Raw genomic sequence first — 10,165 nt, forward strand, 5'->3', positions numbered from 1 at the left:
CATACCGATAAAATCTGTAAGCCAGGAATAAAAGCGCAAAACCAAAGAGAAAATTGAAGACTGAAACAAGTGTTATCATGGCAATATCCGCCCAAGAGATACCGGCAACTTCTGCGAGTTTGAGCATCGCAGGCGGCTGATACACAACGTTCTGCCAGAAAATGAAAGAGGCGTTTTTAATTGTCCAAATGCCCGCAGCCGCAACGATTACAGCCAGGTAAATTCCCTCCTCAGCAATGGTCCCAGAACGCAATAGCTTTATCCCTAAAACAATCAATACAAAGCCGGTCAACGTTTTGAAAGAGGTGCTGAAGAGATTTGTCTCAGTCATGGAGATTAACGTGGCGAATAGCCATAATGGGTTCAAAATCGTTAACCCCATAAGGATGACGAAGAGCGCCAAGTACTTGACCTCCAGTTTATTTATCCGAAGATGGCGACCTGCCTGGATAAGAACTATACCCATCCCCACTTTTATCGCATCATTCAGAAGAGTAGAGAGGGCCATTAATTTAGGCACCTTCCCACCTGCAATAACCGAATTAACGTATCCTGATGTAGACAGATATATTGCTTCAAAAAGCGACCCCAGAACGAAATAACCCCCCAGAACTCCCAGCGCGACTCCTGCGGGATTGGCAATGGTATCAATGGACTTGGACTTCCAGAGCATAATTCCTGCTCGCATGAAGAGGGATCCGATTAAGAAGAATAACAGGGTGAAAAAGACTATAAACCCTTCAATGCCTCTGGAAATCTGGCTCCCATGAGTGAGCAGACCTACAATGTTGGAGAGGCCGTAGGCCACCTTGGAAAGCCCGTAAAGTCCCAAGGTTATTGCTATCGCCTCTATCGTCCTTACATCCCGGATGTCCTGCATAATCATCAACATCCGCTTCTGTCTTTACTCCTGCGAAACCCTGCTCAGTGCTTTCACAGCCAGCTCCTCAGCCAGAGTTTCATTTCCATCTCTCAAAGCCATCTTTGCCTCTTTGAAATAGCTCTGAAGCTCTTTCATCACCTTCTCCCTCTGCTCCCACTCCTCTTTAAACTCAGTTGTCGCCTTGGGTGGCGGAGGTGCCATCCGCTGAAGCACAAGCCATGGACCTGCCCTTTTTATCAGTCTGAGAATAGCCTGCGGTGCCGTGAGCTCTTCCTCGGCGTAGAGAAAACCTCTCCTCTCGTCCTCCTCTGGCAGGCTCTTCATCCACGCCACAGGTTTTCTGGACTGGGTTGTGGCCTTGCAGGCAAGTACAAAGGCCTCACCGTAGAGGGAACTGTTGAACGCTTCTTTTGCCATTTTGAGAGTCGTCCTTGAAGTCTGTATGCTGGGCTCCCTTTCAATCATCTTCAGTCTCGCCTCCTGAAAGGTGAGGTTGTCCGTATACACATCCCTTGCCTTCGGCGTTATCCTAGTTTCGTATACCCGCAGAAGCTCCTCCCTCATAGCCTCCGTCCTCCCAATAGCTTCTTCTGCTCTGTCTATCGCTGCCTCAGCCTGGGATTCTGGGCTGATGTTTATCGTATAGCTCGCCTCAATATTCGACCTCATCAAATTTCTACTGGAGACAATCCACACCCTAGTGATGTACGGGCTTGTGACCAAGGTTATGTTGCTTGTACCTAGGCTTTCTATCACCCCTTCCAGATTCCTCGCCAGGGGTGGAGCATGGTACGGGTTGTAGTAGATAATCGGCGCCTTCTCCTCTTTTGCCATCACCTTTACCTTCTGAAGCCCCAGCAGGTCAAAACCATGCACAAGGAATACCTTAGTCGTGTGCCTCCACTCTCTGGCCACAAGCTGTGATGTCTTATACCTGTCAGAACCGAAGAATCTCAGCACCTCTACGCCTTCAGGAGAGGTGTGACGCCAAACGGTATCGACAGCTCCCCCAGCGTTTGCTCCAAAGAGCACCTCCACGCGCCATGTAACAGCTCCGGTGCCACCCACTATGTACACCCGCCGAGGGTCAAGCAGGACCAGCTCTTCAAGCGTGGTTTCATTGAGCTCTCCATCAGCAAGCACAATCAGCCTAGCACCCACCACCTCTCCGAAGACCTGCGCCACGGCGAGGTCGAAGGGGTTGTCGCTGACCACAACCACAGCACCAGCCTCACCTGCGCTTATCTCCGGAGTGAGCAAGATAAGCATCAGCACGCTTAGAAGACACGAGAGTAGATTAAATCGAGGCGCATCTGTACTGGGCCTACTGATGCTGCTGATATACACCCCACAAATCTTAATCATCTCATTCCTGTTTTGACACGCTACAATATAAACCTCCCGGGGCGCTGATTACATGAAAAGCTCCTGAAGTGGGTGTTGTTATGGCCGTCGGAGTTATGTTTTGAAGAGCACTCCTGTCAAATCATCATCCCTATGCTTATTTCTTAGACTACTCTCTCCACCGCTGTAGATATTATTTTAAACTTTACATTGTTAACCTCCTATCAAGCGAGTACCGATTTTCTGGAGAAGATGCCATGACAGGACGGGATTACGTTCTATGTTATTGAGGAAGTAAGGCGTAAGATGAACTTACCCGAGAGGGTACGCGTTTTTGACACAACGCTTCGAGACGGTGAACAGACGCCGGGGGTTTCTTTAACCGTTGAGGAGAAGATAACAATCGCCCGTCAGCTTGATAAGCTGGGCGTCGACATTATCGAAGCTGGTTTTCCAATCTCCTCCCGGGGCGAGAAGGAGGCGGTCTCGAGGATAGCAAAGGAGGGGCTCAGAGCAGAGGTTTGCGGCCTCTCGAGAGTGCTCCTCGAAGATATAGATGCCGCTCTCGACTGCGACGTGGACATGGTGCACACCTTCGTCTCCACCAGCGACATACAGCGCGAGGCGACCATAAAGAAGAGCCGCGAGGAGGTTCTGGAGCTCGTGACCAGCGCTGTGGAGCACATTAAAGCTCACGGGGTTAACTGCCTCTTCTCGGCGATGGATGCTACGCGCACAGAGCTGGACTACCTTGTCAAGGTGTTTAAAACCGCCGAGGAGGCTGGCGCCGATATAATAAACATCCCAGATACCGTGGGGGTGATGATTCCACCGGCGATGCGGCGCATTACCCGCGAGATTTATGAGAATGTCGAAATCCCCATAGATGTGCACTGTCACAACGATTTTGGTCTAGCCGTGCCGAATTCCCTCGCCGCTGTCGAGGCAGGTGCGCGGGAGGTGCAGGCCACCATCAACGGCATCGGCGAGCGCGCGGGCAATGCAAGCTTGGAGCAGGTTGTTATGGCGCTGACCTCCATCTACCGCGTCAAGACCAACATCCGCACAGAGTATCTCTACGAAACCTCGAAGCTGGTGGAGCGCCTCACTGGCATAAGGATGCCCCCCAACTACCCCATCGTGGGCGAGAATGCCTTCTCTCACGAGTCGGGTATACACACCCACGGCGTGCTCGTCAAGGCGGAGACCTTTGAGCCGGGGGTTATGACCCCGGAGATGGTGGGCCATCGCAGGAGAATAGTGAGCGGGAAGCACGCCGGCGCGCACGGAATAAGCGCCATGCTCCAGGAGATGGGCATCTACGCAACGCGGGAGCAGGTGCGCGAAATTACGCGCCGCGTTAAGGAGCTGGGCGACAAGGGGAAGCGCGTCACCGATGTCGACCTGCTCGCGATAGCCGAGGCGGTGGTGGGCGAGGTTGCAAAGCAGGAGAAGGTAGTGGACCTCAAGGAGTTTGCGGTAATGACCGGCAACCGCGTCATACCCACGGCGAGCGTTAAGCTGCGCTTCAGAGACAGGGAGCTCAAGGGTGCTGACATAGGCGTTGGCCCGGTGGATGCAGCGCTCAACGCTGTGCGAAAGGTGCTCTCTGGTGTGGAGGACATCCGCCTAACAGAGTACCACCTCGAAGCCATAACCGGCGGAAGCGACGCCCTCGCCGAGGTTCTGGTGAAACTCGAAGATAGCAGGGGCAACATCGCCAGCGGAAAGGCTGCACGTGAGGACATAGTCAACGCCAGTGTCGAGGCCATGATCTCGGCGATAAACCGCATATTTATCATGCGAGAGAAGGCCGGGAAGTAGCGCCTCTGCTTTTTTCAACAGTGGACAGCTGTAAGGGTCATCAGCAGCCCACGCCGAAGTAGCGCAGCCCTGCGCGCTCCACCTCTTCCCTAGCGAGAATGCGTCTGCCATCTATTACCACGGCGTCCTCCTTAAGCAGGGGCTTTATTTTCTTTAAGCTAAGCTTCCTGTACTCGTCGTGGTCTGTGAGGATAACCAGAACATCCGCGCCAGCTACGACCTCCTTCAGGTCGTTGGAGAATCTGCCGCCAAAGTCGTGCCTCGCGTGGGGGTCGTGGGAAATTACGTCAACGCCCCGCTCCATGAGGCTTTTTATAACAGGCTCCGCAGGGCTGAGGCGAACGTCGTCGGTATTGCCCTTGTAGGCTATTCCGAGCACCGCCACCTTTGCGATACGAATGCTCTTGCCCCTGAGCACTTCCTCTATCTTGCTGAGCACGTAGCGTGGCATGCTGTCGTTGCGCTCCCTCGCAGCCTCTATGACCTTGAGCCTCAGCCCACGCTTCTTCGCCTCGTTTATAAGGAAGTGGGGGTCCTTTGGCAGGCAGTGCCCGCCCACCCCAGCGCCCGGCATGTGAAGATTTACGCGGGGATGCTTATTCGCAAGGTTTATCGCCTTTATAACGTCTACGCCCATAGCTCCGCAGAGCAGTGCAAGCTCATTGGCAAGGGCGATGTTCACATCGCGGAAGGTGTTCTCTATGAGCTTAACCACCTCTACCACTTCAACGCTCTCCTCGTAAACCTCCCCGCTGGTTACCCTGCGGTAGAGAGCAGCCGCGGCGCGGGTGCTCTCCTCGTTGATTCCACCCACGATGCGTGCATTGCTCTGGATCTCGGCCAGGGTGCGCGTTGGTATTGCCCTCTCAGGGGAGTATGCCAGCAGAAAGTCCTCACCTGCCCTTAAGCCAGATTCTTCGAGTATAGGCGCTATTACATCGCGCGTCGTGCCGGGAGGAATTGTGCTTTCTATAATTATGAGATGTCCTCTCTTAAGCGCCCTTGAAACGTCGCGCAGAGCGCTTTTAAGAGCGCTTAAGTCAGGGCGCTTCTCCTCGTCTATCGGCGTCTGTACCACGACGATTACAACATCGCTCCCCTTCGCAGCTTCTTCTGCAGAAGGCACGGCTCTAAGCCTGCCTTCGGCCACCACCCGCTCAACAAGCTCCTCCAGTCCGGGCTCGCTTATCGGTGATGTTCCGCTGTTCACAGCCTCGACTACACTGGGGTTTATATCTGCACCCAGTACGCTGAAGCCCTTCCCGGCGAGTACCGCTGCTGTGGGTAGCCCAACATAACCCAGGCCCACAACAGCAATCTCTGCACTCTTTTCCTCTATTCGCCGGATAAGGTCCATAATCCACTCCCTCTTTATTGCTTGCCTGTAACTAAGGAAGATGCCCTATATTAACCTTTCCGGTGCAACCATTTCTAACAGAGGGGCACATATAGAGCAAAAACAAATTTATCGCATATTACCCTTCATAATGTTTTCTAACATTTCCATGTGCCATAAATTATGCTGCTTTCTGCAACCGCTGACGTAGTGTGTCGTATAGCACAATTTATTCCCTGTAGAACTCCTTTTTTATTGTGAGCTCATGGGTTCTGCCCTTGGGCACCTTCTCGATTATGCCTCTGTCCACAAGTTCCTTAATAATCCTGCTTATCTTTGGGCGGGAGAAGCCAGTCAGGGCAGGAAGCGCATCCTGGGTAAGCTTTCCACCTTCGCCTGTTATCGCCCTTATCACCTTCTCTTCATCCTCGCTGAGTATCTCATAGGGCAGCCTCTGCTTTATTTTCCTTACACGAAGATAGGCGAGCACAGATAGCACGCCCAGGATAAGGCCCGCCGCAAAGGCGAGGGGAAGCTTAAGCTCTCTGGGCCTGGGTGCACTAAAGCCTTTTTCCACAGGGATTATCTCATAACCAGCCAGTTCTTTTCTTACGCTCGCCTCCAGGTCATGAGGAAAGAGGAGCACCTTCTTAACATGCAGAGAGGTAAGGGCGTCCTTTACCGCAGGGGGCACGCCGTCGCGCCTTACAAACAGGATAGGGTAGCCCGTGGATGCGCTTAGGCGCATGGCAAGAAGCAGGTTCTGCGAGCTCTCGCCGTGGAGCAGAATTGCACCCTCTGAGTTCGAGTAGAACTCCTTTGCAAAGGTGGCGGCAGTGCCGTAGCGGTCTGCCTCGGCTATCCTGCGGGTAACATAGCCCAGCGCATCTATCTCCCGCTGCACATCCAGCGAGACTGCCTTCTCCCCGCCGATAATCACCAGATTTCTGTACCCGAGATTGACATAACCCCTGAGCTGCTCCCTCGCCTCCTCGCTCAACTCCTGGGAGGGTGTGGTTACTATGGGTACGCCCGAGAGGTGGGAGTAGGCCTGGGCAACAGCAAACTCCTGGGGCAGGTCGCTCCTCACGAGTATCACATCCACCTCGCCTGTAAGGCCATAGACGCTGCCTGCGAGGATTAGGTAGAGGAGAAGCACATAGGGACGCATACTAATAGCTATCACCGGAGCGATATAAGAGTTTCTGAGCGTCTGCGCAGCTGGTGCTTCATTTAAACTTCCAGAGGTGGGACCTCTTAACCCTCTCTCTCGCGAACTCCACGCCCTCTGCGCAAAGCAGCCTACGCTTAACCTCACTCCCGTAGGCATAATTTCCAATGTGGAGGTCGCTCCTCACCACGCGGTGGCATGGAACTACTATCGGAAAGGGGTTCTTTGCCATCACACTGCCAGCGGCGCGGGCTGCGCCGGGATAACCCGCAGCCTCCGCGAGGCTGGCATAGGTAGCAACCCTGCCGGGAGGTATCTCCATCGCCTTTTCCATTACTGCCCTTTCAAAGGAGGTAAAGCCAGAGAAGTCGGGCTTAATGCTTAGAGGCAGAGGAGGCAGCTCTTCCGTGGCTTCCCCCAGGATGAGGAGCCGCCTGACCCTGCCCCCTTCATAAAACACCTTCACCTTGAAGCCGGCATAGGAGTAGAGCATGCATCTCCCTCGCCTTTATATATTTTATTGCTTTCGTTTGCATTCTGAATGAGGGCATCTGTCAGGAATATCAGGGCAATACTGGAGGAATATTATGCCAAAGGTAACTGTGGATATACCCCAGGAGCTTTACGATGATATGATGGCGCATGTGGGCAGGGAGAAGAAATTCGTTAACGCAAGCGACGCCATACGCACTGCGATAAGGAAGATGCTTGACCAGCTCGACGAGATTGACCGCCGGCGGGGCAGGCTGAAGGAGGTCAAAGAATGAAAGCAGTAGCGTTGCTCAGCTCCGGCATGGACTCGGTGGTAGCTGCGACGCTGGCGGCAAGGGAAGGAGAGGTTGCACTCGCACTAACCTTCGACTACGGACAGCGTGCAGCGAAGCGGGAGAAGGAGTATTCTGCGAGGGTGTGCGAAGCCCTGGGAATTACGCACAGGGTGCTTGCCCTCCCGTGGCTGAAGGATATAACCTCAACCGCACTAGTTGCCGAAGAGGAAGCGCTGCCTGAGCTCTCCCCAGAGGAGCTGGACTCCAGCAGAGCCGAGGAGAGTGCCCGCAGGGTGTGGGTGCCCAACCGCAATGGCGTCTTTATAAACATCGCCGCCAGCTTCGCTGAAGCCCTGGGCTGCGATTCCATCGTCGTCGGTTTCGATGCAGAGGAGGCGGCTACATTTCCGGACAACTCCCGCGAATATGTGGACGCCGCCAACAGAGCACTGAGCTACTCAACGCTGTCAGGGGTTGAAATCTACGCCCCGCTTATAGAGATGAACAAGGGGGAGATTGCGGAGCTGGGTTTGAAGATAGGTGCACCTCTCGAGTGGAGCTGGAGCTGCTACCGCGGCGAGGCTGAGCCATGCCTGCGCTGCGAGTCCTGCATGCGCCGCGCCAGAGCATTTAAGAGCATCGCCAGGAAAGACCCCCTTATGGAGAGGCTGGGGCTATGAGGGTGATTTTTCCAGAGAAGAGGATAAACTACACTGGTGAGGAGCTTGCCTCCCTGTGGGCATATCACCTCTTTCAGGTGCAGGAGGACAGCATTGTCGCCTTCCGCGGTGCCTGCGAGGTTGAGACAGAGCACATGATAGACCTGGAGGATAAGGTAAAGGGGGAGAGAATCCACTCGCCCGATATGCTCCACTTCATAGTAGAGCACTTTGATTCCACGAGTCTAAGGCTCATTTACGCAAGGCAGCGCCTGCTTGCGGCGATTGCTCAGGCTGAGCTGGCCAGGCTTGGTTTTGAGGTTTCACGGCAGGGAGACGACCTTTTCTACGCCGGGGAAAAGCTGAGTGTTTCCATAGCGAGTGTCTCACCTGTCAGTGCAAAGATTCACTTTGGCATCAACGTGAAGAGCGACGCTTACATGAGCCTTGAGAAGATGGGAGTGAAGAACCCCATGAAGCTGTTGCGCAGGATCGCCAGGGCCTACGCCGAGGAGATTATCGACATAGAGCGGGATATGCGCAAGGCAAAACCCCTGGGGGTGTACCATGGTTAGCGCACCTCTGCTGGAGGTCTTCTGCTCAGTGCAGGGTGAGGGCCCACTTCTGGGCATACGCCAGGTTTTTTTACGCTTCGCTGGTTGCAACCTCGCCTGTGACTACTGCGACACCTCAGTGCAGGAAACCCCCCACTGCAGAGTGGAGCGCATCCCGGGTTCAGGGGAGTTTATGCGTTTCGCTAACCCCGTGCCCGTGGAGAAGGTTTCAGAACTTGCCCGGGGCTATGGCATTGTGCACTCTATCTCGCTGACCGGAGGAGAGCCTCTTCTGTACGCAGATTTTATAAAGGCGCTGGACGTTGACATACCCCTTTACTTGGAGTCCAACATGACGCTGCCCGAGAAAGCGGAGGAGGTTAAGGATGTACTTTCCTTTGTGGCGGGTGATTTTAAAGTTAGAGAGGTGCTTCACGGAATGAAGAAGAGCTATGAGGAGCTCAGGGAGGCAACCATCGCGTGCTTCAGGGTTCTGCGGGATTCCAGCGAGAGGTACACCTTCTGCAAGATTGTGCTACCCTCTCGCTTTGACGCCGAGGAGGTTGTCTCCAACGTCGAAGCTATAAAGGATTACATTGCCCTTGTGGTGCTTCAGCCCGTGTGGCAGCACAGCAGTGCAACGGCTCCGCAGGAGATGCTCTCTCTCCAGGAGAGGCTTCTTGAGGTCATTGATACGCGGATAATACCCCAGACCCACAAGATTATTGGCATGCGTTGAGGTGAGTTTATGAAGTTGGGAGTTGTTGAGTATTTCGATGCCGCACATTATCTGCCAGAGCACAGGAGCTGCGGAGTGATGCACGGGCATACCTACAAGGTTGAGGTAATTCTGGAGGGCGAACCCAGAGGTGGGATAATAGTGGACTTCGCGGATGTTAAGGCAACCCTTCGCGAGGTGCTCGCTGAGTACGACCACCGCATGCTCAATGAGCTCCTCCCCTACCCGAGTGCAGAGAACATATGCATGAGCATCTACGAGAAGCTCAAGGCCAGGCTGAACTTTCCCCTGAGGGTGCGCCTGTGGGAGGGCGAGGGTAAGTGGGTTGAGACCGGGGACTGAGCGCAGGAGGTGAGCACAACGCAGGCCGTAATCCTCTCTGGGGGTGAGGGGAAGAGGCTCAGACCCTTCACCAGCGCTGTGCCAAAGGCGATGCTGCCCATTGGGGGCAGGGCTGCGATTCTGCACCAGTTTGATGTGCTTGAGGAAGCCGGGATTGAGGAGGTGATTGTGGTTACCGGCCACCTGGGGGAGAAGATAGAGCATTTTCTTCATTCTCACGGAAAGAGGGCGAGGTTTGTTGCACAGCCTTCCCCTTTGGGCTCCGCCCATGCCCTGAGCATGGCGCTGCCCTATCTCAAGGGTGAATTTCTCGCCCTGGCATGTGATTATATCTTCCCTCCCTCTCACCTCAGAGCACTGCTGCGTTTGCACGGCTCAAGCGGGGCAGCAGTCACACTGAGTCTGAAGCGCCTCCAGAGAGAGCGCATAAAAGAGGCCAGCAGCGTAAGGCTTGCTGGAGACAGGGTGGTTGAGATAGTGGAGAAGCCGGGCGAGGAGGAGATACTCAGCGACATTGCGGGCGCACCCCTCTATGTGTTCAGCCCC

12 protein-coding genes are annotated in these 10,165 nt (G+C 54.4%); 7 read left to right on the top strand and 5 right to left on the bottom strand.

Going from position 1 to position 10,165, the window contains the following annotated elements; genetic code table 11:
* Positions 1-880: hypothetical protein (locus ACXJJW_RS10850; protein WP_456475767.1), on the bottom strand; the 880-nt coding region annotated here is incomplete at its 3' end.
* 24 nt (positions 881-904) lie between these two features.
* Positions 905-2,152, bottom strand: a complete 1,248-nt coding sequence (locus ACXJJW_RS10855; protein ID WP_456475768.1) for a cell wall-binding repeat-containing protein — start codon at positions 2,150-2,152, stop codon at positions 905-907.
* Between the two features lie 345 nt (positions 2,153-2,497).
* Here ACXJJW_RS10855 and ACXJJW_RS10860 point away from each other — a divergent pair, with 345 nt between their 5' ends.
* Positions 2,498-4,051 carry a 2-isopropylmalate synthase gene (locus ACXJJW_RS10860; protein ID WP_456475778.1) on the top strand — a complete coding sequence of 518 codons (1,554 nt, stop codon included), beginning with the start codon at positions 2,498-2,500 and terminating at the stop codon, positions 4,049-4,051.
* Between the two features lie 40 nt (positions 4,052-4,091).
* Here ACXJJW_RS10860 and ACXJJW_RS10865 read toward each other — a convergent pair whose 3' ends face one another.
* From ACXJJW_RS10865 to ACXJJW_RS10875, 3 genes are all read right to left on the bottom strand, one after another.
* Positions 4,092-5,408 (bottom strand): nucleotide sugar dehydrogenase, encoded by a 1,317-nt coding sequence (locus ACXJJW_RS10865; RefSeq protein WP_456475769.1) that lies wholly within the window; start codon positions 5,406-5,408, stop codon positions 4,092-4,094.
* 208 nt (positions 5,409-5,616) lie between these two features.
* On the bottom strand, positions 5,617-6,558 hold the full coding sequence (locus ACXJJW_RS10870) for a DUF7343 domain-containing protein (RefSeq protein WP_456475770.1): 942 nt from the start codon (positions 6,556-6,558) through the stop codon (positions 5,617-5,619).
* Between the two features lie 58 nt (positions 6,559-6,616).
* Positions 6,617-7,051, bottom strand: coding sequence for a methylated-DNA--[protein]-cysteine S-methyltransferase (locus ACXJJW_RS10875; RefSeq protein ID WP_456475771.1), 435 nt, complete (start codon positions 7,049-7,051; stop codon positions 6,617-6,619).
* 94 nt (positions 7,052-7,145) lie between these two features.
* Here ACXJJW_RS10875 and ACXJJW_RS10880 point away from each other — a divergent pair, with 94 nt between their 5' ends.
* From ACXJJW_RS10880 to ACXJJW_RS10905, 6 genes are all read left to right on the top strand, one after another.
* Entirely contained in the window at positions 7,146-7,325 is a 180-nt protein-coding gene (locus ACXJJW_RS10880) for a ribbon-helix-helix domain-containing protein (protein ID WP_456475772.1), read from the top strand.
* Positions 7,322-8,005 carry a 7-cyano-7-deazaguanine synthase QueC gene (queC, locus tag ACXJJW_RS10885; RefSeq protein WP_456475773.1) on the top strand — a complete coding sequence of 228 codons (684 nt, stop codon included), beginning with the start codon at positions 7,322-7,324 and terminating at the stop codon, positions 8,003-8,005. Before ACXJJW_RS10880 ends, queC begins: the two co-directional genes overlap by 4 nt.
* Positions 8,002-8,559: a DUF366 family protein gene (locus ACXJJW_RS10890; RefSeq protein ID WP_456475774.1), complete on the top strand. Its 558-nt coding sequence runs from the start codon at positions 8,002-8,004 to the stop codon at positions 8,557-8,559. The genes queC and ACXJJW_RS10890 overlap by 4 nt, the downstream gene beginning before the upstream one ends.
* Entirely contained in the window at positions 8,552-9,277 is a 726-nt protein-coding gene (locus tag ACXJJW_RS10895) for a 7-carboxy-7-deazaguanine synthase QueE (RefSeq protein WP_456475775.1), read from the top strand. The genes ACXJJW_RS10890 and ACXJJW_RS10895 overlap by 8 nt, the downstream gene beginning before the upstream one ends.
* Positions 9,278-9,286: 9 nt before the next feature.
* Positions 9,287-9,619: a 6-pyruvoyl trahydropterin synthase family protein gene (locus ACXJJW_RS10900; RefSeq protein ID WP_456475776.1), complete on the top strand. Its 333-nt coding sequence runs from the start codon at positions 9,287-9,289 to the stop codon at positions 9,617-9,619.
* 9 nt (positions 9,620-9,628) lie between these two features.
* A partial coding sequence (locus tag ACXJJW_RS10905) for a nucleotidyltransferase family protein (RefSeq protein ID WP_456475777.1) occupies positions 9,629-10,165 on the top strand: 537 nt, incomplete at its 3' end.

Source organism: Candidatus Pyrohabitans sp. (assembly GCF_054014795.1).

Coding starts and splice junctions, on each gene's coding strand:
- ACXJJW_RS10855 (WP_456475768.1), bottom strand. CDS start 2,152: ATGCTTATCTTGCTCACTCCGGAGATAAGCGCAGGTGAGGCTGGTGCT.
- ACXJJW_RS10865 (WP_456475769.1), bottom strand. CDS start 5,408: ATGGACCTTATCCGGCGAATAGAGGAAAAGAGTGCAGAGATTGCTGTT.
- ACXJJW_RS10870 (WP_456475770.1), bottom strand. CDS start 6,558: ATGCGTCCCTATGTGCTTCTCCTCTACCTAATCCTCGCAGGCAGCGTC.
- ACXJJW_RS10875 (WP_456475771.1), bottom strand. CDS start 7,051: ATGCTCTACTCCTATGCCGGCTTCAAGGTGAAGGTGTTTTATGAAGGG.
- ACXJJW_RS10880 (WP_456475772.1), top strand. CDS start 7,146: ATGCCAAAGGTAACTGTGGATATACCCCAGGAGCTTTACGATGATATG.
- queC (WP_456475773.1), top strand. CDS start 7,322: ATGAAAGCAGTAGCGTTGCTCAGCTCCGGCATGGACTCGGTGGTAGCT.
- ACXJJW_RS10890 (WP_456475774.1), top strand. CDS start 8,002: ATGAGGGTGATTTTTCCAGAGAAGAGGATAAACTACACTGGTGAGGAG.
- ACXJJW_RS10895 (WP_456475775.1), top strand. CDS start 8,552: ATGGTTAGCGCACCTCTGCTGGAGGTCTTCTGCTCAGTGCAGGGTGAG.
- ACXJJW_RS10900 (WP_456475776.1), top strand. CDS start 9,287: ATGAAGTTGGGAGTTGTTGAGTATTTCGATGCCGCACATTATCTGCCA.